This window comes from Halomonas mongoliensis, from assembly GCF_052496345.1.
Map to the genome: position 1 here is coordinate 1660839 of NZ_CP199288.1, position 22029 is coordinate 1682867.

Here is a 22029-nt window from a genome sequence, read left to right on the forward strand (position 1 = left end):
CTTCCTCCTCCTAGGCCTTGCGGATGCCCTGGCCGTCACCGGCCGCGCTCATGGCACGGCTGGGGCACGCCTCGAGCTCCCCCTTCGGCAGGTCGGGCAGGTCGCTGCCCATGCTCGTCGGGCCGCCGAAGCTGTGCTGGGCACCCTTCACGTCGACCCTGCCGGGGCCGTGGATCTCGATGTCGCCGCCCTTGATGCGCACATAGCCGCCACCGCTGGTGAGCAGGATCTCGTCGGCGGCCTCGATGCGCACCTTGCCCTCGGTAGAGGTGATCTTCACATCCTTCTCGGCGGTCAGCTCCAGGTTGTCGCTCTGGGCCTGGAGTTCGACCTTGCCCCGAGCGGCGAACAGCTTGATGCCGGCGCGCTGCACGAACAGCGAGAGCGTCTCGGAGAGCGAGGCGATCAGGCTGCGCCCGGCGGCCAGGTTGATGTCCTCGCCGCTGGTCACGCTCAGCGAGCGGCCCTGGGCCAGGTGGCTGGATTCGGGAGTGCTCAGGGCAATGCCCGCCGGCGAGGCGAGGTGCAGCCAGGGGGCGCTGAGGCGTGCGGCTTCGCCGCGCCCGCCCTGGCTGGCGCCCTGGGCGGTGGCGTGGTCGGGGTCGGCGTCGCCGGCCTGGCCGTAGGTCTCCCGGGTGTCGTCGCCGGCCTGCTTGAGGTGCTCGCGGGCCTCGAGGGGCTCGGCGCGGTGCTCGACGGCGCTGTCGCTCAGGCTCTCGGCCAGGCGCCAGGCGCTCGCGAGCTGCTGGGTGGCGGGGCTGAGGTCGAGCTGGTCGCCGCCGGCGCCGAGCTGGCCCCAGCTGGTGAGGTAGAGCCCCTCGTTGGCGCGGATGGCGCCGTAGGCGTCGGAGCGCAGCTCGAAGCCGGTGCCGCGGAAGGCGCCGCGGCGGTTGCCCTGCTGGTGGATCAGGTAGCCGAGGTTGAGCTGGCTCCTGGCGTGCTCGGAGTTGAGCCTGATGCGCTCCTGGTCGGTGGCGTCGTCGAACACCAGCTCGTTGTAGCCGTGGCCGCGGTAGGTCTTGGTCTTGAAGCCGGAGAGCAGGCCGTGGCTGTGCCACTCGGGGGTCTGGTCGCCGTTGTAGACCCGCCCGGTGATCAGCGGCCGGTCGGGGTCGCCCTCGAGGAAGTCGACGATCACCTCCTGGCCGATGCGCGGCACGAAGACCCCGCCCCAGCCGGCGCCGGCGTTGGGCTGGGCGACGCGCAGCCAGGCGCTGGCGTTGGCGTTGCCCTGCCCCTCGTCATGGGCGTGGCGGTCCCAGTGGAACTGCACCTTGACCCGGTTGAGGGGGTCGGTGTGGATCTCCTCGCCGGGGGGGCCGACCACGATGGCGGTCTGGGGGCCGCCGACCACCGGGCGCGGGTGGTCGAGGGGGCTGCGATAGGGCTGATGCAGGCGCTGGGCCTCGAGCTCGACCAGGTAGTGGCCGGTGCCGGCCTGGCGGTAGTCGTCGCGTTCGGCGTGGTCGAGGCCATGGGCGCGGCGGGCGGCGTCGAGCTGGGGCTGCAGGCTGCCGGGCAGGGCCTTGAGGTGGGCCGAGACCGGCAGGGCGTTCTCGGCGTGCACGGTCAGGCCGAGCACCAGGAACTGGCGCTCGCTGCTGTCTCCATGGTCATGGCGGGGGTGCTGGGTCAGCTCGAACCAGCGGCCGACCTGGAGCTGACGGGCGCCGCCGGCGCCGTGGAAGCGCTTGGCCCGGGACTCCAGGGCCTCCAAGCGGTTGAGGGTGAGGCGCTCGCCGCGGCCGTGGTCGAGGTAGTAATACTCGCCGGGATAGTCGTAGGCCTCGAGGGGCGGCAGGTTGCCCTGGTCGCCGACGGTGTCGAGCCCGGTGCGCTTATCGAGGGCCGGCTGCTTGTAGTCGAAGGTGGCCAGGCTGACCCGGGTGGGCTGCTGGCGGCGGCGCCCGCCCCACTGGGTCAGGGTGTCCGTGCGCTCGGTGGCGGCCTGGCGGTGGAAGCGGATAGCCTGGGGCGCCACCGGGGCGCAGGTGTCGGCGTCGTCGGTGATCACCAGGCAGTGGCCGCTGGCGTCATCCTCCTCGCCGGCGTGCTCGAAGTAGCACCAGAGCCCCTCCTGCTCCATCAGCCGCTGCACGAAGTGGTAGTCGCTCTCGCGGTACTGCACGCAGTAGCTGCGCGGCGGCACCTCCCGGCGCAGGTCGAAGCGCCAGCGCACCACCCCCTCCCCCAGGGTGGCGGCGTGGGCCGCGAACACCGCCTCGAGGATCTCGACCACGCTCCTGTCCTGGAAGATCCGGCTGTCGCGGCCGAGCTCGAGCAGGGCCAGCCAGGGCACCAGGGTGAGCTGGTAGTAGAAGACGCCGCCATCCTCGCCGAGCAGGGCGGCGGACTCCACCAGCCCCGAGAGCGGCCGATAGGTGCCGTCGGCCTGGCGGATGGCCAGGTCGGCGGGCTGGGCGATCAGGGTCTTGAGCTCGAGGTCGCCGCGCTGGGAGACGCAGTCCAGGGTGTAGGTGAAGGGGCGCGAGAGGCGCTCCTCGCCCACCAGGCGGTGGGGCACGAAGTCGGTGCCGCCCAGGCGCAGGGTCAGCAGCCGTTCGTGCTGGGTCAGCGTTACATCGAAGGATGCCAGGATGTCATCCAGCAAGCGTGTTTCCGCCATGTTCAGCTCCTTCTGCGGTCGGCCGGCGGCGTCGCCGGGTGGTCGTCGGTGGTGGCCTCATCACAGGCCCGGAGGGTCAGGGCGCGGGTGCCGTCCTCCTCGGCCAGGCCGAGCAGCAGGGCGCTCTCGCCGGGGGCCAGCGCGGCCCGCGCCAGGGCCAGCTGCAGCGCCGTGAGGGCCTCGCCCGGCCAGCCGCCCCAGGTATCCACGCCGAGGCCCTGATCGATGATGTCCAGGGCCGGCCAGCGCTCCAGCAGCGGGCCGACGAGCTCCTGGGTCCGCCCCGGCAGCCCCAGCGAATCCACCACCAGAAAGGCCGGCGGGTCATCCTCGCCGCCTTCGCCGGCGGACCAGGCCTGGGCCAGCAGCTCGGCGACCAGGCGCTGGCGGGCCGCCGCGCCCAGGGTGGCCCGCCCCGTGTGCTCGCGCCGGATGGCCGCATCGAGCCACCAGCCCGGGGCCGGCGCACCCGGCTCGTCCTCCCCACCCTCCCCGCCCTCGGGAACCCGCTGCATCAGCAGCGCCACCGCCGCCTCGCCCGGGTAGAGCCCGGCCTGGCGGGTGGGCAGCGCCAGCCGGTCGCGGCGGTGCAGGGCGGCGATGTCCTCGAGGTTGAGCAACGAATCCACGACCAGCCACAGCACATGGCCCTGGCCGTCGGGCGCTGCCAGGGCGGCGTGGGGGTCCTGGCCGGCGGCCAGGTGGCGGAGCTCGCCCAGCCCCCGGGCAAGCTCGGTGGCCGCCACCGCGCGGCGCAGGCCATCGGTGACGACCTCGGCCGCCGCGGTGCGCAGCGGCGCACTCAGCACGATGTCGAACCCCTCGCCCTCGGGCAGCGCGTCCAGCAACATCAAGGCATCGACGAGCACGCCCTGGAGCAGCGCCTGCAGCCGCTGCGCCTTGGCATCGAGGCCGGGCGCCGGCTCCGGCACCACTTCGGGCACCGCCTGGACGAGCAGGCGAAAGCCGTCCGGGCCGTGCAGCTCCCGGGACTGCGCCAGCCGCGCCGGGGCCGGCACCTCGCCCGCCGCCACCAGGCCGGCAGGGGTCAGCGCCAGGCCGTCGACCAGGCGCAGCCGATCGGTGCGAAAGTCATGGCGCCGGGCAGCGGGGGCCTGCGCAGCGCTGGCCGGCTCGGGGCGCTCGGAGAGTCGATCGAAGATCGATGCCCTGGACATCGCCTACCCCTCGTCCCGGCGCTGGGTGCCCAGGGTCTCGCGAATGCCGTCGATGACGTGCTCCTCGCGGATCACGTCGCGCAGCCACTCCTCCAGCGGCATGCGGCCCCAGCGCACGGCGCGCTCCACCAGGTAGGGCACGGGGCTGTGGGGTTCGCTGCCCTTGAAGAACTGGGCCACCCCCTGGAGCATCTCGAAGGCCTCCTCGCGGCTCTGGGGCGTGGTGCGCAGCGCCGCCGGCGCGGCGCCGGGCACCGCTGCCGTAGCGGGGGCGGGCGCCTCGATCGCGGGCTCGGCGGCGGCGTCCGCCTCGGCCGCGGCCTCCGGTGCCGGATGCAGGTCGACCCCGCGCTCGGCCAGCAGCCGCTCGATCAGCGCCAGGCAGTCGCCCAGCGCCCCCCTGAGCCGGGTGAAGGGCGGCGCCTGGTCGCCCAGGCGCTCGGTCAGGGCCTGGTCCAGCGCCTCGAGGGCCGCCTGGCAGGCGGCGATCTCCTCATGGCGCCGGGTGAAGGTCTCGGTGTCGGTCAGCACCACCGCACGCTGGAAGATCTCCGCGTTGATCTTGCCGTCGGCCAGGGCGGCCTCCATGGCCTCCCTGTCGTGGCGGGCCAGGTTCTCCACCTGGCGGGACTCCTCGTAGCGGGCGAGGCCATGGCCCGGGGCGTCACCCTGGCCCGCCAGCAGGGGAATGCCCGCGACCATGGCGGCCAGGGTGTCGTCCAGCCACACCAGCCGCGCCAGGCGCTCCTCCTCGCCCTCCTCCAGGGTCGGGTGAAGCGCCTCCCAGTAGCGCTGGCAGAGCGCCGTGACCAGCTCCAGGCCGTAGCGCATGCCGGCAAAGTCATGGCGGTGGGCCAGCCCCTCGCACAGCCAGCCGGCCAGCGTCAGGTCCTTGCTCTGCTCGGCCAGCCCCTGGGCCGACAGGGCGATCACCTCGTTCCAGTCGGCCTTCTTGAGGTCGGCCTGCCACTCCCCCTGGCTGAGGTAGGTGGGGTCGGCGCGGCGCGCCTCCTTGATCTGGTCCATGAGCAGCGAAAAGCTCAGGTCCTCCCCGGTGCCGTGTTCGCCGATCGGCGCGAGCAGGGCATCGCGATCCCAGTCCTCGACCATCTGGATTCCTCTCGATAACAGCGTGAGTGCGGGTCATGCCACCCTGGGCAACGTCCGGGAGAGGAGCGCCGCAGCCCCCCCTCTCCCCGGCATTGGCCGGAGCACGGCGTGGGAAACGGCCATGGGGTTTCCCCCATGGCCGCACACCCGAACCGTTCAGGCTCAGGAGTAGACGCGGTTGCGCGTACGGTCCCAGCCGCCGGCGATGTTGCCGCCGCCCTGGCCGTCCTGACGCTTCTGCTGGGTGTAGGTCACCTTGATGCGCGCGTAGTTGAACTTGACCTCCTCGGAGGGCAGGTCGTGGCGCGAGTCATGCACGGAGTCCGTGCTGCCACCGCCACCGTTCTGGGAGAAGCTCGCCATGCCTTCCATCTCGGTGGAGGAGACGATGACCTCTTCCATCTTCACCTCGAGGTAGCGCACCTGCTCGCCACCGGCGCGGTGGACCTGCAGGGTGATCTCCTTGATGTGCTGGCCGCGGCAGCAAGCCTCGAACAGCTTCGGCGACGCCTTGTCGATGAACTTCTTGACGGCGAACTCGCTGAGGTTGACGCGCTCGGCCGAGGCGCCACCGGCGGAGCTGGCGGTAGCGGAGGTCGCCTGGCTGGCGCCGAACTCGAAGCTCAGCAGCTCGATCCAGTCGGTGTGGTTGGCGTCCAGGCTCTCACCGGGGATGCCGTCGATCTTGAGATATGCATCGAATGCCATGATTAGAACTTCCCTTTGCTTGCGATGGTTTAACATCAACAGCGTGTAACGGTTGATGCACTTGGCCCGGGCGAGAAGGCGATTCCACTCCCACTGCTCGCCGGGGCCCTTTTTCAGGCACGCTACCGCCAGGAGGCCTCACGGGCCCCCAGTGGTCCTGCCTGTGGCGTCGGCCCCTTGCGTGAAGCGACCGACCACCTCCCTGTGGCGCCCGTGGCGCCTGCCCACGCGCTAGTTCAGCGCGCGGACCTCAATCTCCACCCGTCGATTCGGCGCCAGGCAGCGAATCAGCTCGGCGCGGCTCAGGCCGTCGTCACACGTCACCAGCGGGCGCTCGCTGCCGGCGCCCTCGGCCTCGACCAGCTCCGGCGCCATGCCCCGGCCCACCAGGTAGGTCCGCACCGTCTCCGCCCGCTCCAGCGAGAGCCGGCGGTTGGCCGCGGCCGAGCCGATCCGGTCGGCGTGGCCGGTGACGGTGACACGCCCCACGTCGGCGGTATTGGCCAGCCGCTCGGCGATCCGGTTGAGCTGGTGCTGGCCCGCGCCCTGCAGGCCCTCCAGGTCCCCCCGGCCGAAGGCGAACAGGGCGTCGGCCTCCAGGGTGATGGTCTCCATGGTCCGGAAGGAGCGGTTCTGCAGGCCGTCGATGTAGTTGCGGCTCGACGACACCAGGAAGGCGTTGTCGTCGGGGCGCGGCACGTCCGCGGCGTGGATCTGGTCGGCATAGAAGTCGATCTGGCGGCTGGCATAGCCGAACTCGCGGGGGTCACGCGCCCCCTCCCGGGCCTCGGCGATGGCCGGGTACCAGTAGTCCGGCAGCCGCTCGCGCAGCAGCTCGCCATCGACCCGCTCACGCGGGGTCCGCGTCAGCTCGAGGTAGGTGGCGAGCGTCGCGGTGCCGAAGTCCGCCAGGGCCTGGGGCGAGTTGTCCCGGGGGCGGGCCTGGGGCTCGACGCTCTCGATGTCGATGCCGGTGAGGCGCCCGCCCTCTCCCGGCCGATAGACCGGGATCGTCGGCAGCACGAACAGCGCCTGGTTGAGGTTGTCGGCCACCGGCGTGAGCATGTCGTGCCCCAGCCGGGTGAAGTAGGTGTCGCGCAGCGCCGGCTCCAGCGCCCGGCCCTGGTAGAGGCCGAATCCCATCGCCCGCGGCACGCCCTCCCGGTGGCGCTCGGCGTAGCGCTGCGCCACCTCGCGCAGGGTGTCCAGGGTCTCCCAGCGGGTATACCCGGTGGCGGCACGCGCGTCGGTCTGCTGGGCCCTGGCCAGCTGCGCCTCGATGTCATCGAGCTCCTGGGCGTTGTGATAGAAGGAGCCCCCCCAGGCGGTCACCAGCAGCGCGGCCAGCGCCAGCGCCCCCCAGCACCAGCGCAGCTGGCGCCGGCGAGCGGCGTTGGGCCCGCCATAGAGCCCCACCAGGTGCTGGTCGGGCAGGATCACCCGGGAGAAGAGCCCCGCCACGAAGAGGCTCTTGCCGTCCTGGCGAGCCTCGAGGCCGCGGCCGCCGGCGAGCCCGAAGCGCTGCTCGATCCGCTGGGCATGGGCGCCCCGGGCGGGCTGGCCATCCGCCAGGGCGCTGGTGAAATAGAAGCCGCGCAGCAGCGGGGCCGACTGGTAGGGGTTGGCCTGCAGCAGCGCCGCAACGAAGCGCGACAGCCGCGACGACAGGGCCTCGAGCTCCAGCGGGAACTCGAGTGCCGCGGGCGCCTCCCGGGTGCGCGCCACGTCCGCTTCCATCAGACGCCGCTCGCCGATGGCCCGGCAGCGCGCCACCAGCCGCGACATGGCCCCCGCGAAGCGCGCCCCCCAGTCGGCCTCGGCGAAGTCCTGGTGCGGGAAGGTCATGCCCAGCACGTCGTCATGCCGGGCCGGGTCCAGCTGGGCGTGGAACTGCCGGAAACCGGGGATCAGGTCGCTCTTGGTGAAGACCAGGTAGATCGGCAGCACCGTGCCGAGCAGCTCGTGGGTCTCCTGTATGCGCTCGCGCAGGCGGCGGGCCAGGGCCTCGTGGGCCTCGGCCTCGCTGCCGATCAGCTCATCGACGCTCACCACCACCACCAGGCCGTTGAGCGGCCGGCGCGGGCGATGGCGCTGCAGCAGCTCCAGGAAGGCGCGCCACTTGCCCACCTCCTGCTGGTCGCTGACGTAGCGCCCGGCGGTGTCCAGCAGCACCGCTTCGCTGCTGAAGAACCAGTCGCAGTGGCGGGTGCCGCCGACCCCAGCCACCCGGGCCCCCTCGCGGTCGGCGAAGGGAAAGTCGAGCCCCGAGCGGTAGACCAGGGTGCTCTTGCCCGCCGCGGGCTGGCCGATCACCAGGTACCAGGGCAGGCGATAGAGCAGGTCGCGCCGGCGTCCCTTGCCCCCCGGCGTCTTCTTCATGCGTTCCAGGGCCTGGAGCAGCCGCTCGCGCAGCAGGCTGACCTCCTCGCGGTCCTCGGGGGCGGCCCCCAGCACCGCCTCGTCGGCGTGCTGGACCAGGAGCGACTCGACGTCGCGCTTCTCCCCCGCGCCGCGGTAGAGCAGCAGCAGGTAGAGCGCCGAGGCCACCAGGAAGACCAGGATGCCCACCAGCAGGCTGTCCAGGGCGGAGAAGCCCCAGCGCACGCCGAGCCCCCAGATCACGAAGATCAGCAGGAAGAAGGCGAGGGCCATCGCGTAGGGGCGGTACTTCGCGAAGGCGTATCTCAGTCGGTTCATCACCACGGGTGTCCTTGCCTCTCGGTCGCGCGCTCTTCACCGTTCACTGCGTCGGGAAAGCGGGTGATATAGGTCGCCATGTCGAGCTCGGCCGCGGGGGGCGTCACCTCGGCCCAGCGGGGCTCGAACTGCGGGAAGGCCTCCAGCACGTCGCAGCGCGCCTCGGCCGGCGCCAGCCCCGCCAGCAGGCGGAAGGCCTCCCGGTCGGCGCGGGCGAAGCGCCACAGCCGGGGCCGCATGAAGTCATCCGCCAGCAGGCTGGCCTTGGCGGGCACCCGTCCGCCGCACTCCAGCCAGTGGAGCCAGAGGTCCGCCGCCGGGCGCTTGAGGGCCCGCTCGGCGGGCAGCGGCATCACCGCCGACAGGGCCTCGCCCCCCTGCAGCCGCTGGCGCAGGGCCTGCATGCGCAGGGCGAAGGCGCTGGCGACGAACTCGGGAAAGCCCGGCGCCAGCGCCCGGGCCAGGTCCAGGTAGCGCACGTCCGCCAGGAAACGGCCCTGAAGGCGCTGGTGCAGCCGCAGATCCGCCTCGTCCAGCCCGCGCAGCGCCTCGATGGCGCCGTGCATCTCCGCCACGCTGGCCTCACCGTGCACGGTGCGCTGCAGCAGGCCGCGCAGCTGGCCGGCGAAGGTCTCGCTCAGGGTGTGCACCCCGACGCGCCCCTCGGCGCCCGGTGCCACCGCCAGGCGCTGGAAGATCAGCAGCGGGTAGCGGCGCCCGCTGGCATCGCGGGAGCTCTGCATGCCACCCAGCAGCCACTGGCCGTTGCTGGCCCGGAAATGGAAGAAGCAGGTCGGCAGGGCGTCGAAGTGCGCCTGCCAGTCGGCGACGCCCTCGGCCAGCCAGGCCAGGGCCTCCTGCAGCCAGCCATCCAGCTCGCGCACGTCCTGGTAGGCCGCGTTGTGCGCCACGAAGTCGGCGCTCCCCGGCACCTTGCCGAAATATCCGATCATGCTCAGGGGGCTCCTACCGTGGGGACCTGCAGGCGCCGCACCCGCTCGAGGTCGGTCAGCTTGACCCCGCCGAAGTTGCGCGCCACGAGGCTGACCGGCCCGGCCGCGGTGTGCCAGGTGAGGCGCTGGCGCACGCCGTCCAGGTCGGTGACGCTGGCGGACTCCACCAGGCGCAGCAGCCCCCAGCGAGAGGGATAGTCGAACACCGTGATCCGCTGGCCGCCGTGGGTGACCACGTCGAGGCGTGCGCCGGCCTGGCGCTCCTCGCCGGGCCAGACGAAGCGCTGCCAGGACTGCGGCCCCATGCGATACACCTCCTCCTGGCCGTCCAGCACCAGGCGGATCGAGGTCAGTCGGGAGGAGGGCTCGATCATGATCTCGAAGCCGTTCTGCTCGTCGGCCAGGCTCTCCAGCACCCGCCCGACGCTGGTGCCCTGGGCGATGGTGGCGGTGATGCGCGGGTCCACCAGCGGCTCGCCGCTGCCGTTGCTGGCCTCCTCCAGGCTGCCCACCTCCTGCTGCGCGAAGTCGGTCAGCAGGCCGGTCTCGGGGTCGACGAAGCGGCGCAGGTCGCGCACCGAGGCCTCGTTGCTGGAGTCACTGACCGGGAAGCGCCCGCCCACCATGCGCTGCCAGGGGACAGCGACCTGGTCGCCCCAGGCGGCCGCCAGCTGGGCGGCGATGGGGCCGTCCAGGCTGGCCACGGCGAACTCCACCGGGTCGCGGAACAGCCGCTGCAGGGACTGCACCAGCTCGTCCCGGGAGGTATCGATGTTGGCGGCCACGTAGCTGTGCAGCGCGGTGATCTCGTTGGGGCGCCCCTCCACGACCTCTTCCATCAGCTGCTTGGTGCGCCGCCCCACGTCGCCGCTCTCCAGGCGGTCGAGGCGCACCTTGAGCTGACGCAGCAGGAGCAGGTAGCGGTCCATCTGGGAGGCGTCGCCCTCGGCCCCGAGCTCGGCGCCGAACAGCTGGCCTACCGGCTCGAAGTGGTCGGCCAGGATGCCGTCATGGATCGGGGGCAGGTCGGTGAGGGCCAGCGCCTGCTCGCCGGCACCGCCGCTCAGCCAGGCCCGGGTGCGCTGCCACCAGCCGCGCTCGTCGTCCGCCTCGGCGGCATCGCGCTCATCTGACCCGGCCTGGCGCTGGTCCGCCTCCGGGTGATCCCAGCGGGTGTTGGCGTCGACCTCCTGCAGCAGCACCTTGATCGGCGAGCGCTGGTAGTCGCTGAGCTGGGTCAGGTGCTCCCGGGACGCCGCCAGCCCCTCGAAGCGGCGCACGCCGACATCGGCCAGGAAGCGCTCCCAGGCGAAGATGTACTCGAGCTTGTAGCGGGCCAGCACCTCCCTGGCGAACTGCGCGCGGCCCTGCTGCTCGTCCAGCTCGGACTCGCCCTCCAGCACCCAGTCGCGCTCCACCTGGGGCTCGGAGGCCAGGGTCCGGGTCAGCTCGGGCAGCACGAACTCCTCCCAGACGCGCCGGGTGAAGATGGCGGGCACCGCCTCGCCGGCATACATCAGCGAACGGCTCGCCTCGGGCAGCATGTCCGCCAGGGTCAGGGCCGGGAACCGCGCCTCCGCCGCCAGGCGCAGCCGCAGGTACTCGCGATCCGCCGGCGTGATCTCCACCAGGAAGGCCTTGAGGTCGGCGCGGGCCTGGGCCACTCGCCGCTCGTCGCGGCGCAGGGCCGGGGCGCGCCCCGCCTCGAGGTAGTCGGCATAGAGGGTGGCGCCGTCACGGATCAGCGCCTCGTCGCCGGGCACCCGGGCGTCGGCCTCGGCCAGCTGCCGCCAGGCCCGCGGCAGCGCCTCGCGCACGAAGGCGGCCTCTGGATGGGCCTCGGGGTCGGTCAGCACCAGGTAGAGCTTCAAGGCGTCGTAGGCCTCGATCAGCGCCGCCACCTGGCTCGGCTCGAGGCGGTTGAGGGCGGCCTCGGAGAGGGCCGGGCCCTCCTCGATGGCGGCCATGCTCGCCTGCACCGCGCTCTCCCCTTCGCCGCCGCCCAGGCCATCGCGCCAGGCATCCCGGGCGCCCTGCCGCAGGGCGTCCCGGGCGTCACTGCGCGCGCCCCAGTAGGCGTCCCGGGCGCTGCCGGCCACCCGATGGTCGGCCTCGCCGCGCAGCCGCCCGGCCAGGTCGCCGGGGGAGCGCGGCACGCTGCCCAGGGTCGGCCGCGCGGTGAGCCGGTCCTGCAGGCGCTCGCCGCTGGCGGAGAGCCGCTCGCGGCCCTGGCCGGCGACCCCCTCGAGGCGGGAGGAGCCAAGCGGCTCGACGCCGCTCGCCGCGACCTCCGCCATCTCCTCGACGCCGGTCTCCAGCCCCAGCGAGGCCGCCAGTTCGCCGACCTCGGCCAGGCGCTCCCCGAGATGCTCCGCCACGGGCGCCAGCACCTGCTGCTCCAGCGCGGTGAACCAGGTCGCCTCGAGGCCGGGGCGCAGCGCGCGGCCGACCTCGAGACCGGCGTCCTCCCAGAGGGGCACGCCGTCGCGCCCCTGGCGTTTGAGGCGCGCCACCTCGCCCTGCAGCAGCGCGAGCCGCTCGCCGTCGTCGGCCCGGCTCATCGCCGTCAGGCGCTGGTCGACGGCGAGCAGGGTCTGGTGGTTGTGCCAGTAGGCGTGGCCCAGCACGCCCAGGGTGCCGAGCCCGGCCACGCCGGCAGCGGTGACCAGCCAGGGCTTGAGGGCATGGCGCGGGCCATGGCGGGCGTGGTGCTGGACCAGGTTGCGATCGGGAATCAGCACGTCCCGGAACAGCCCCTGGATGAAATAGCTGCGCTCGCCGCGCACCGCGGCGCCTTCCCCGGTGGAGGACGGGGTGTCGGCAAGGGCGAAGGTATCGCGCACCTGCTCGTCGAGGATCGCCGGCAGCCCGTCGCCGCGCTGCAGGGCGCTGGTGAAGTAGAGTCCCCGGGCGAGCGGGGCGGTGTCGGGGTGGTGGCGCAGGTCGAAGGGCTCGAGGAAGTCCGCCAGGCGCCCCTCCATCTCGGCCACGTAGTCCGGGAAGCGCAGCAGGGCGAGGTCGGCGACGCTCCCCTCCTCGACCAGCCGGCGCTCCACGTGGGCGCGCAGCGCCTCGACCAGGGGGGCGAAGCGCTGGCGGAAGGCGCGCCCCAGGCCGCTGTCGCGCACCTCGGCCGCCGGGAAGGTGATCCCCCAGGGGCGATGGCGCCGCTCGCCCTCCAGCGCGCCGAAGGCCTCGACGAAGCCCGGCACCAGGTCGGCCTTGCTGAAGCAGAGGTAGACGGGCGGCGTGGCGCCCAGGGCGGTCTGGTAGGCGTCGATGCGCTCGATCAGCTGCCGGGCCAGGGCGTGGTTCTCCTCCCGGGGCGCCTTGAGCAGCGCGGGCAGGTCGACCACCACCACCAGGCCGTTGATGGCCGTACGCCGGCGCCGCCGGGCCAGCAGCCGCAGGAAGTCGGCAAACTCCCGGGCCGGCTGCTCCTCGGCGACGTAGCGCCCGGCGGTGTCGATCATCACCGCCTCGTCGCCGAAGTACCAGTCGCAGTACTGGGTGCCGGCCTCCGCCCCCAGTCCGGCCACGCTGGTGCTGAGCCCGGAGCGGGTCAGCAGCGAGGTCTTGCCGGAGGAGGCGTGCCCCAGCACCAGGTACCAGGGCAGCTCGCTCAGGGTGCCGCTGCGGCCGCGGCGCGCCTTGAGCATGCCCAGGGCGGACTTCAGCCGCTCGCGCAGGACCTCGTAGTCGCCGGCCCGGGAGGCGGCGCTGGCCGCCTCGCGGTCGACCTCCAGCTGCACCAGGCTCTCCAGCTCGCGCTCGGCGCGCACCCGCCGGTACTTGCGCAGCACGATGGCCAGCAGCCACAGCGCGCTGAGCAGGGCCACGGCGAGGGCCAGCCGCTGGGGGCCACCCCCCAGGCGCGGTATCCACCAGACACAGAGCAGCACGCCGGCCAGCCAGAGCGCGAAGGAGAGCAGCCAGAAGCTCTTCAGGAATCCCAGGAGTCGCCTCATGATTCGCCCGCCCTCAGGATGCGTCGAACAGGGACGACAGGCGCTCGACCAGGGCGTCGACCCGAGCGCCCAGCAGCCCATCGAGGAGCAGGTAGACCAGGCCGCAGAGCAACGCGATCAGCACCAGGTAGACCCAGACCGGGACCTCGTGGCGCAGCAGCTGGCCGACCTGGTCCGGCAGCTGCCAGCCGGGGGCCAGCTCGTCGGGGGCCTTGCGGTGGCGGGCGATGTCCTGGCCCAGGGTGTTGGCGATGTAGCGCAGCTGGTCGCGGTGCTCCAGCCGATACTTGCCCTCGAAGCCCAGGGCCAGGCAGAGGTGATAGACCTCCAGCACGTCCAGGTTGCCCCGGACGTCGCCACGCAGGACCTCGAGCCGCTCGAAGAAGCCCTCTCCCGCCAGGTGCACCCCGAAGTACTTGTACTGCAGCGGGTGCAGCTCGATATGGCGACGAATGTTGCTCTCCCCGGCGGCCAGCACGCTCTCGTCGAGGAAGGCGCAGAGCGCGTACTGGGCATCGCGGAACTGCTCCTGGGCGTAGCCGGCGGCCAGTACCCGGCCCTCCAGCTCGCGAAAGTAGGCCTCGACCCGCTCGAGAAAGGCGTCGACGCTACGGGCCTCGCCGCCCCGGCGGATCATCAGCACCAGAGAGAAGAAGTCCTGGGCCAGGGTGCGCAGGCGCACCTGGCCCGCCTGGGTCGCGTCGTGCTGGGGAGTCGCCGCGTACTGGTTCATTTCAGCACCGCCATCAGTTCGATCTTGAGGTTGGTGAAGCCGCCGGGGACGTAGAAAGCGATGGCCTCGGCGGCCATCATCCGCTCGTACATGCGCCCCTGGGGCTCGAGGGCGAAGTAGTGGTTGTCCAGGCGCACCGGGATGGCCACGGGGAGCCGGGTGGCGTGGACCAGGGAGCCGCCGGGCATGGCGCTGTTGACCACCACCTCGATGTCATCGGGGGAGCCGACCTTGAAGGCCCGGGGCACCAGCTCGACCAGCTGGGCACCGGGCATGTCGGCATGCACGCAGACGTAGAAGTCGGCCTTGGCCAGGCGCGGGTCGTGCAGGCGGCCCACGTAGTAGGAGGGCTTGGTCTGCTCCAGGGCGATGGGGATGTACTGGTTGGGCACCACGGTGTCGAGCAGCTCCCGGGCCATGGCATCGAGCCGGAACAGGGCGGCGGCCGGGTCCTGGTGACGGTATTCCGGCAAGTCCTCCAGCCGGTGGGTCATCGAGAAGGTCATCAGGCTGCCCACCAGGTCGGCCAGGCAGGCGTGCAGGCGCTCGGGATGCAGCCGCGGGTGCTGGAGCAGGTGGGCCAGGTGAGGGTAGGCCCGGTTGACCGTGTAGAGCAGCCAGAACAGGGTCACGTCGCTGGAGCCGAACTCGGCCACCTGGTCGGCGCGCTCCCGGCGGCGGCTGGAGAGCGCCTCGTGCTTGGCCTGCAGCACGCCCAGCAGGCGCTGGGCCAGCACCAGCAGGGTGTGGCTGGCGCTCAGGTGCAGGCAGGGCGGCACGAAGTCGCCGTCCACCGTGAAGCCCCCGGCGGCGTTGCGCTTCAGGCGCACCAGCGGGCAGTGGCTGGAGCCATCCAGGTCGTCGCCCTCCACCAGCAGGCGCACGTTCAGCTCGAGCAGCGAGAGCTCGTTCTCGGTCTCGCCGTCGAGCAGGTCCGGCAGGCTGTCGAAGCGCTGGCGGAAGCGCCGCTGCTGGCCGCGCCGCTGCTCGTCGTCCACCACGTTGGCGGCATGGGGCTGGGCCAGGCGCAGGGCGACGTGGATCTTGCACTCGGCCAGTCCCTCCAGCTCGCCGAGGTCCCGGGCCGGCGGCAGGGGGTCGTGCTGGGGCGCATCGACCAGGGTGCCGTCGGGAAAGACCACCTTGAGGCGGCTCAGCTGCAGCCGCCCCTGGGCCAGGGCGTCCTCGTCCACCTCCAGCGCCTGCACCCCCCAGTGGAAGGGGCCGGAACGCTGGCTGGCCTCACCGAGCTGGTGCTGGTGAAATTCGTCCTGGTACTGGAAGTGCTGCGGTTGGAGGAACATGCCCTGCGACCACATCACGCGGTTATGTCTGCTCACGGCTCGCTTCCTTGATGTTCACTGCGGTTCGCCCGCGTCGTTCGCCAGGCGCCCCGGACGGGTGCGCGGCGCGGCCTCAGCCGTCGTTGGCCGAGGCCAGCAGCCTGGCGCTGCGCCCCTCGGGTTCGATGCGGTTCTCCACCAGGCTCAGCCTCACACCCCGCGGGGAGGTGAGGATGCCGTCCTTGCGCATGGCGTCGGCGTCGAACACCAGGCGCCAGCGCTCGTCCGGCATCTGGCGGAAGAAGGCCACCACACCCACATAGGCGGCGCCCCGGACCATGGGTGCGCTGTCCCTGGCCTGAGCGCCCGGCAGGACGATGACCTCCCGCTCGTCGAGCAGCGCCTCGCCCAGGGCCGCCCCGGCGTCGTGCCACAGCTCCGTCGCCGCCGCGGTCGAGAAGGCCGTCAGCGAGTCGAGCTGGTAGATGCGCACCACCACGGAGAGCGGACTGCCCTCGGGATCCGGGTTGAGGACCTCGTCGCCGTCCAGCGCCACGGTGACCCGCTCGTCCCGGTGGAAGAGGATGTCGCCGACGGTGCCGTCGAGCTGGTTGCCGAGGCGCCCGCCAACCCCGCAGCCCCCCAGCAGGCTGGCCACCGCCAGCAGCAGGGCCAGCCCGCCCAGCGCGGTGGCCCGAAATCCGGCATTCCCTACCCTGCGTCTGTTCATGTGCGCTCCTCGGGGTGTCCGTCAGGCCAGGCGATAGGTGAAGTCGCCCTGCTCATCCACGCCCACCGCAATGCTCTCGATGGGCGCCTCCTCGGCCATGCAGGCCAGCACCCGCTCGGCGAGCTGCGGCATCAGGGCGCCGGTGAGCAGGTGATCGATGCTGCGGGCGCCACTGTCGGTCTGGGTGCAGCGCGCGGCGATATGGGCGGCCAGGGGGGCATCGAAGGTGAGGCGGGCGCCGTGGTTGGCCTCGAAGCGCCGCTGCAGGCGCGCCAGCTTGAGCGCGACGATGCGTTCGAGCACCTCGCCCTGAACCGGGTAGAAGGGCACCACCTTGAGGCGTCCCAGGAAGGCCGGCTTGAAGACGGCGTTGAGGGCGTCGCGCATCTCCTCGACCAGGGCCTCGGGGTCCGGACGGGGGGCAGCGTCGGCCGTCTCGTCGGTCTCGGCCGCCAGGCAGCGCTCCATGATCCAGTCGGTGCCGACGTTGGAGGTGAGCAGGATCACGCAGTGGCGAAAGTCGATCTCGCGCCCCTCGCCATCCTCCAGGACCCCCTTGTCGAAGACCTGGAAGAAGAGCTCCAGCACGTCCGGGTGGGCCTTCTCCACCTCGTCGAGCAGCACCACGCTGTAGGGCTTGCGGCGCACCGCCTCGGTCAGCACGCCCCCCTCGCCGTAGCCGACGTAGCCGGGCGGCGAGCCCTTGAGCGAGGAGACGGTGTGCGCCTCCTGGTACTCCGACATGTTGATGGTGACCAGATTGCGCTCGCCGCCGTAGAGGGTGTCGGCCAGGGCCAGGGCGGTCTCGGTCTTGCCCACGCCGCTGGGGCCGAGCAGCAGGAAGACCCCCACCGGCTTGTCGGGGTCCTCGAGCCTGGCCCGGGAGAGGCTGATGCGCTTGCCGATCTCGACCAGGGCGTGGTCCTGGCCGATCACCCGCTCGCCGAGCAGCGCCGGCAGGCGGCGCACGGTGTCGATCTCGTCGCGCTGCATCTTGCCCAGGGGAATGCCGGTCCAGGCGGCGACCACGGCACCGATGGCGTTGCCGTCGACGCAGGCATGCACCAGGGGGCGCTCGCCGGCCAGCTCGCGCAGCGCCTGGCGCGCCGCCACCAGGTCCGCGCGGGCGGCCTGGCGGCTCTCGTCATCGCTGGCCTCGGCCAGCACCTGTTCGGCGTTCCGGATCGCCGCCAGGGCCTCGCGCTGGCGCTGCCACTCCGCCTCCAGGAGCTCGATGCGCCCGGCCAGCTCCGCCAACGCGGCGTCGAGCTCGGCCAGGCGGGCCTCGTGGCCGCTCTCGCCGCGGGCCTGCTCGCGCCGCAGGGCGTCCCGCTCGGTCTTGAGGTCGCGGGCCCGCTGGCGGGCGTCCTCCAGCTCGGCCGGGGCCACCGCCTGGCCCAAGGCGACCCGGGCACAGGCGGTGTCGAGCACGCTGACCGCCTTGTCCGGCAGCTGGCGCCCGCTGATGTAGCGGTGGGAGAGGCGCACCGCCTGCACCACGGCGTCGTCGAGGACCTCGACGCCGTGGTGGTCGCGCATGCGCCCGGCCAGGCCGCGCAGCATGTCGATGGCGACCGCCTCGCTGGGCTCCTCGACCTTGATCACCTGGAAGCGGCGCGCCAGGGCGGCGTCCTTCTCGAAGTACTTCTTGTACTCGGCCCAGGTGGTGGCGGCGATGGTGCGCAGCTCGCCCCGGGCCAGGGCGGGCTTGAGCAGGTTGGCGGCGTCGCTCTGGCCGGCCTGGCCGCCGCTGCCGATCAGGGTGTGGGCCTCGTCGATGAACAGGATGATCGGATGCAGGCTGGCCCTGACCTCCTCGATGACGTTCTTGAGGCGCTGCTCGAACTCCCCCTTCACGCCCGCCCCGGCCTGCAGCAGCCCCAGGTCGAGGGTGCGCAGCTCGACCCCGGCCAGGGCCTCGGGCACCTGGCCGGCGGCGATCTTCAGCGCCAGGGCCTCCACCACCGCGGTCTTCCCGACCCCGGCCTCGCCGGTGAGGATGGGGTTGTTCTGGCGGCGGCGGGTCAGGATGTCGATCATCTGGCGCACCTCGCCGTCGCGCCCCAGCACGGGGTCGATGCGCTGCGCCCGAGCGCTGGCGGTGAGGTCGAGGGTGTACTGGTCCAGCGCCGGGGTCTTGCCGCCGCGCCGCCGCGCCGGGCCCTCGTCGGCGGCAGCTGCCTCGCCCTGGCCGCCCGCCTGTTCGGGGCTCCCCGCCAGCAGGGCGTCGAAGTGCAGGCGCAGGTCGTCCACCGGCAGCCGCTCGAGCTCCGGGGCGCTCTCCACCACCGCACGGCGCAGCTCCTGGTCGCCGAGTAGCGCCAGCAGCAGGTGGCCGCTGCGGATGCGGGTGACCTGCTGCTCGATGGAGGCGATCACCCAGGCGCGCTCGATCAGCCGGGTGATGTGGGGCGAGAGCGCCGGGGTGCGGGAGCAGCCGGTCCTGAAGGTCTGAAGCGCCCGGTCGAGCTGGTCGGCCAGGCGATCCAGGGCCAGCTCGTAGTGGCGGGCGAGGCGCAGCACGTCGTTGTCATCGGCATCGAGCAGCTTGAGCAGCAGGTGCTCGATATCGACCTCGTACTGGCGCTGGGCGAGACAGAGCCCGGCCGCCTCCTCCATGGCACTGCGGCTGACGTCATTGAGCTTGGCAAACAGCGTCTTGAGGCTCACGTGGTGGCTCCATTGAAGGGAATTCGAAAGGTGGCGCGAGCGTTGCGGGCGTGGGCGCGGCGGCCCAGCCAGCCCTGGCGTCCCAGCGAGACGCCGTCGTCGCCGCCGAGCCTGGCCGCCGGCACCTGGGCCGCCTCGAGTTCGAGTTCGAGCTCGAAGTCCAGCTCGGCCCCCAGATAGAAGCGGGTCAGCGCGACCAGCCGGGCATGGTCCGGGCGGCCGGGCTGGAAGCGCTCGAACGCCGCCCGGGAGAGCGGGCCCAGGACGATGGCGACGCAGGACTGGTAGTCCCAGACCCGGCTGCCCGCCACGGCCGACTCCCCCAGCCGCGCGTTGCCGGCGCCCAGCCGCGAGCGCTCCCGCACCGGGATCGCCAGCCAGCGCCCCCGGAAGGGGCGCACCGTGCAGGGCACGCCGAAGGTGACGCCCACCAGCGTCTGCAGGTTCTGGGCGTTGCGCGGGCGCTGGGCCAGCAGGCCGGCGAAGTAGCCGAGCAGCTCCCGGGGCAGGCTGGCCTCGGGCTGCTGCTCGGCAGGCCGGTGGGTCAGCAGCCGGCTGCCGCGTTCGCTCAGCCCGACGAGGGCGTGGAGCTGGCGCTCGAGGTCCGCCTCGCCCTTGCGCTCGTACTCGATGAAGAAGCGGTACTTCTGCCAGGCCTGGTAGAAGAGCGCCGTCATGCGATGGGAGAAGAGGTCCAGGAAGGCATGGGCGGCGCCATCGCGCAGCTGGATGTGGCGCTCGATCAGCGTCTCGGTATAGGGCCGCGGCAGCACGCCGGAGGGCCCCACCAGCCCCATGAAGGTGACCTGGACCTCGGTGAGCGGCTGCTCCAGCGGCGACAGCCGGCGCGGGCTCTCGAAGCGCAGATCGGCGACCTCGCTGGCCGGGAAGGCCAGCGACAGCCGCGTGCGGAAGCGCAGCGGGTCCTCGTGGGGCCGCGACTCGGGGTCGAGGCGCCCCTGGTGGCTGTAGTGGAGCCTCAGCAGGCGCACCAGCTGGAAGAAGCCGAACCGGTAGGGCTCGGCCCGGGCGCGGTCGATCAGACCAGGGGCTGAGAGCCGGTTCTGGGCGGCCATGTCACCACCTCCTTCTCGCGTTGACGGCTGCGCAATGTCAGCTGGGTGAAGCTGTTGATCGAGCAGTACTGGCCGAAGAAATGGTCCAGCACAGTGCCGAACAGGTAGATGCCGCTGCCGGTGAACTGCTGCTCGTCGAGCTCCAGGGTGATCCCCAGCCCGCGCACGAAGGCCGGCCGGGGGTGGCCGATGCGGGTCATGGTCGGGGCGCTGTCGATGGCGGTGATGCCGTGGATCTGGCGGCGCGTCGCCTCGGTATCGCGGTAGTTGTAGAGCGTCAGCATCTCCAGCAGCGCCTCGCGACCGCGGGCGACCAGCGACAGGTGGTTCAGCGACAGGTGCGAGACCAGCCGCCAGATCGCCCCCTTGCCGAGTGGGGGACGCAGCGCGGGGGTCGGCTTGCGCAGGCAGCGGATCGCCTTGACGACCTGCTCCCGGGGCAGGGTGAAGTCCCCCTGGGGGTGGCCGAAGCTCAGCTGCTGGGGCAGGTCGCGGTTGCTGCAGGTGAGCTTGAGGCTCAGCACGTCGCTCTCGGCCTCGACCCGGGTCAGCTCGCGGTCCACCAGGCGCAGCCGCATCTCGGTGCCCCGGTCGCGGCGCCGCTCGGAGGGCAGGCGGCGGGCGGTCCAGTAGTCGGGCGCCTCGCCTCCCTCCCGGCGGCGGGGGGCGAAGAAGGGGTGGCAGAGGGTCACCTCGTCGCGCTCCGCGCCCTTGCGGACCCGCGTCACCCGGTCGATGGAGAGGATCTCGACCCCGTGGGGATGGCGCACGTCGGCCACCACCGGGTACTCGTGCTGGGTATGGGTCAGCCGGATGGGCTCGGCCTGCTGGCGGAACAGGTTGATCACCGGGGTGCAGCCCAGGCGGAAGTGGTGGCGCCCCAGGTTCTGGGCCAGCCGCGACAGCCGCTCGCCCTGGGCGTAGTCGGCGAACAGGAAGTGCAGCCGGAAGCGGCGGCCCGTCACCCCGGCCAGGCGCCGCGCGAGTCCCTCGAGGTCGAAGAACATGAACTTCTCGGGGAAGACGAAATACTCGTGCAGCAGGCGGTAGCCCAGGAAGGAGCGCTCGTCGTAGTCGACCAGCCCCTCCTCCGGCGCGAAGCCCACCGGGCGCAGGGCATCCAGGGGCAGGTTGAGCTCCCGCCGGCGCCCGCCCTCCTCGAAGCTGAGGCTGAGCCGCGCCAAGTTGTTGAAGAGCAGCTCGTAGAGGGGGTGCATCAGCGCCCCTTCGCCGTCCAGGAAGAGGCGCAGACCGTCGATGCCCAGGGGACCGATGGCCTGGTCGGCCAGGGTCTCCAGCTCGAGGTCGAGGCGGGCGACGCCGTCACGATCGCGGCCGTTGAAGGCGGAGCGCTCCAGCAGCGAGAAGCTCGCCTGCTGGACGCGCAGCGGCCACACCGTGACGTCATAGCAGGTTCGGAAGCGGCAGGCGGTGCCGCCCACCGGGCGGGAGAAGAGCTCGCTGTGGCGCGGCACCCGGTAGCGCGAATCCAGGGTGGCGCGCTCACCGGGGTCGAACTGGACGATCGACAGCGACGGGGTGGGCCGCAGGTAGTGGGGGTAGAGCACCTCCAGGAAGGCCTCGACGATCTCCGGCAGGTCGTCGTCGAGCTTCTTGTGGACCCGCGCCGACAGGAAGGCGGAGGCCTCGATCAGGCGCTCGGTATGGGGATCGGCACAGCCGTCCTCCTCGAGCTGCAGGCGCGCGGCGACTTTCGGGTACTCACGGGCGAACTCCCGGCCCAGAAAGCGCAGGTGCGACAGTTCCTTCTCGTAGTAGGGCAGCAGTTCGTCGAGCATCAGGTCAGGTTCTGTACCTTGTAGCGCTGGGTTTCGGCCTGCAGCACCGCATCGAAGGCCACCGGCTGGGCGGCATCGGCCAGCACCAGCAGGGCATCGACGCGAAAGCGCAGCAGGCGATCCGGCCGGTCCTGGTCGAACAGGCGGACGCGCACGTTGCGAAAACGGCCGTCGTTGCCCTCGATGGTCCGCTCCAGCTGACGCTGGATGAGCTGGCGGTCCTCGCTGCTGTGCAGGCCGCGCCCGAGGAAGTCGGGCAGGCCGTACTCCAGCAGCGAGCCGCGCAGCGTCGGGTAGGCCGCCAGGCGCGACGCGAGCAGCTCCTGGCGCGTGTTGACCAGGGTCTCCAGGTCGCGAACGATCGTCGCCTTGTACTCCTCGAGGGTGCTCCACTGCCGGTCATCGGCTTCCACGTCCCGCTGCGGCTCGTCATCGAGCAGGCGGGTCCAGAGTGCCGGCACGATCATCCTTGCGGCCTTGCCTTGCACGGTTCACCTC

14 protein-coding genes are annotated in these 22029 nt (G+C 72.2%); all 14 read right to left on the bottom strand.

The features are described 5' to 3' along the window. Positions 1 to 10: 10 nt before the first annotated feature. Complete coding sequence (locus tag ACRYRV_RS07835) at positions 11 to 2626, bottom strand: type VI secretion system Vgr family protein (protein ID WP_444985476.1); 2616 nt, start codon at positions 2624 to 2626, stop codon at positions 11 to 13. A 2-nt stretch (positions 2627 to 2628) separates the two neighbouring features. After that, a complete protein-coding gene (locus ACRYRV_RS07840; RefSeq protein WP_444985475.1) occupies positions 2629 to 3804 on the bottom strand; it encodes a hypothetical protein in 1176 nt (391 codons plus the stop codon). Between the two features lie 3 nt (positions 3805 to 3807). Further along, complete coding sequence (gene tssA / locus ACRYRV_RS07845) at positions 3808 to 4914, bottom strand: type VI secretion system protein TssA (protein WP_444985474.1); 1107 nt, start codon at positions 4912 to 4914, stop codon at positions 3808 to 3810. A 162-nt stretch (positions 4915 to 5076) separates the two neighbouring features. Beyond that, positions 5077 to 5622, bottom strand: coding sequence for an Hcp family type VI secretion system effector (locus ACRYRV_RS07850; RefSeq protein WP_302140187.1), 546 nt, complete (start codon positions 5620 to 5622; stop codon positions 5077 to 5079). Between the two features lie 231 nt (positions 5623 to 5853). Then, complete coding sequence (gene tssM / locus ACRYRV_RS07855) at positions 5854 to 8319, bottom strand: type VI secretion system membrane subunit TssM (protein WP_444985473.1); 2466 nt, start codon at positions 8317 to 8319, stop codon at positions 5854 to 5856. Then, positions 8319 to 9272 (bottom strand): type VI secretion system-associated protein TagF, encoded by a 954-nt coding sequence (gene tagF, locus ACRYRV_RS07860; protein ID WP_444985472.1) that lies wholly within the window; start codon positions 9270 to 9272, stop codon positions 8319 to 8321. Before tagF ends, tssM begins: the two co-directional genes overlap by 1 nt. 2 nt (positions 9273 to 9274) lie before the next feature. Next, complete coding sequence (locus ACRYRV_RS07865) at positions 9275 to 13240, bottom strand: type VI secretion protein IcmF/TssM N-terminal domain-containing protein (protein WP_444985471.1); 3966 nt, start codon at positions 13238 to 13240, stop codon at positions 9275 to 9277. A 13-nt stretch (positions 13241 to 13253) separates the two neighbouring features. Then, entirely contained in the window at positions 13254 to 13973 is a 720-nt protein-coding gene (icmH, locus tag ACRYRV_RS07870; protein ID WP_444985470.1) for a type IVB secretion system protein IcmH/DotU, read from the bottom strand. Further along, positions 13970 to 15313 (bottom strand): type VI secretion system baseplate subunit TssK, encoded by a 1344-nt coding sequence (gene tssK / locus ACRYRV_RS07875; protein ID WP_444985469.1) that lies wholly within the window; start codon positions 15311 to 15313, stop codon positions 13970 to 13972. The genes icmH and tssK overlap by 4 nt, the downstream gene beginning before the upstream one ends. Positions 15314 to 15389: 76 nt before the next feature. Beyond that, the gene (tssJ, locus tag ACRYRV_RS07880; RefSeq protein WP_302140175.1) at positions 15390 to 15986 is read right to left on the bottom strand and encodes a type VI secretion system lipoprotein TssJ; all 597 of its coding nucleotides are present in this window, start codon (positions 15984 to 15986) and stop codon (positions 15390 to 15392) included. Between the two features lie 21 nt (positions 15987 to 16007). Then, positions 16008 to 18656 carry a type VI secretion system ATPase TssH gene (gene tssH, locus ACRYRV_RS07885; protein ID WP_444985468.1) on the bottom strand — a complete coding sequence of 883 codons (2649 nt, stop codon included), beginning with the start codon at positions 18654 to 18656 and terminating at the stop codon, positions 16008 to 16010. Next, the gene (tssG, locus tag ACRYRV_RS07890; RefSeq protein WP_444985467.1) at positions 18653 to 19732 is read right to left on the bottom strand and encodes a type VI secretion system baseplate subunit TssG; all 1080 of its coding nucleotides are present in this window, start codon (positions 19730 to 19732) and stop codon (positions 18653 to 18655) included. The genes tssH and tssG overlap by 4 nt, the downstream gene beginning before the upstream one ends. Continuing rightward, positions 19696 to 21531 (bottom strand): type VI secretion system baseplate subunit TssF, encoded by a 1836-nt coding sequence (gene tssF, locus ACRYRV_RS07895; RefSeq protein WP_444985466.1) that lies wholly within the window; start codon positions 21529 to 21531, stop codon positions 19696 to 19698. The genes tssG and tssF overlap by 37 nt, the downstream gene beginning before the upstream one ends. Next, positions 21531 to 22019, bottom strand: coding sequence for a type VI secretion system baseplate subunit TssE (gene tssE / locus ACRYRV_RS07900; protein ID WP_309637185.1), 489 nt, complete (start codon positions 22017 to 22019; stop codon positions 21531 to 21533). The genes tssF and tssE overlap by 1 nt, the downstream gene beginning before the upstream one ends. Between the last annotated feature and the right edge of the window lie 10 nt (positions 22020 to 22029).

What these genes read in the sequence shown, in the direction of transcription:
- ACRYRV_RS07835 (WP_444985476.1), bottom strand. Translation starts at nt 2,626, where the DNA reads ATGGCGGAAACACGCTTGCTGGATGACATCCTGGCATCCTTCGATGTA.
- ACRYRV_RS07840 (WP_444985475.1), bottom strand. Translation starts at nt 3,804, where the DNA reads ATGTCCAGGGCATCGATCTTCGATCGACTCTCCGAGCGCCCCGAGCCG.
- tssA (WP_444985474.1), bottom strand. Translation starts at nt 4,914, where the DNA reads ATGGTCGAGGACTGGGATCGCGATGCCCTGCTCGCGCCGATCGGCGAA.
- ACRYRV_RS07850 (WP_302140187.1), bottom strand. Translation starts at nt 5,622, where the DNA reads ATGGCATTCGATGCATATCTCAAGATCGACGGCATCCCCGGTGAGAGC.
- tssM (WP_444985473.1), bottom strand. Translation starts at nt 8,319, where the DNA reads ATGAACCGACTGAGATACGCCTTCGCGAAGTACCGCCCCTACGCGATG.
- tagF (WP_444985472.1), bottom strand. Translation starts at nt 9,272, where the DNA reads ATGATCGGATATTTCGGCAAGGTGCCGGGGAGCGCCGACTTCGTGGCG.
- ACRYRV_RS07865 (WP_444985471.1), bottom strand. Translation starts at nt 13,240, where the DNA reads ATGAGGCGACTCCTGGGATTCCTGAAGAGCTTCTGGCTGCTCTCCTTC.
- icmH (WP_444985470.1), bottom strand. Translation starts at nt 13,973, where the DNA reads ATGAACCAGTACGCGGCGACTCCCCAGCACGACGCGACCCAGGCGGGC.
- tssJ (WP_302140175.1), bottom strand. Translation starts at nt 15,986, where the DNA reads ATGAACAGACGCAGGGTAGGGAATGCCGGATTTCGGGCCACCGCGCTG.
- tssG (WP_444985467.1), bottom strand. Translation starts at nt 19,732, where the DNA reads ATGGCCGCCCAGAACCGGCTCTCAGCCCCTGGTCTGATCGACCGCGCC.
- tssF (WP_444985466.1), bottom strand. Translation starts at nt 21,531, where the DNA reads ATGCTCGACGAACTGCTGCCCTACTACGAGAAGGAACTGTCGCACCTG.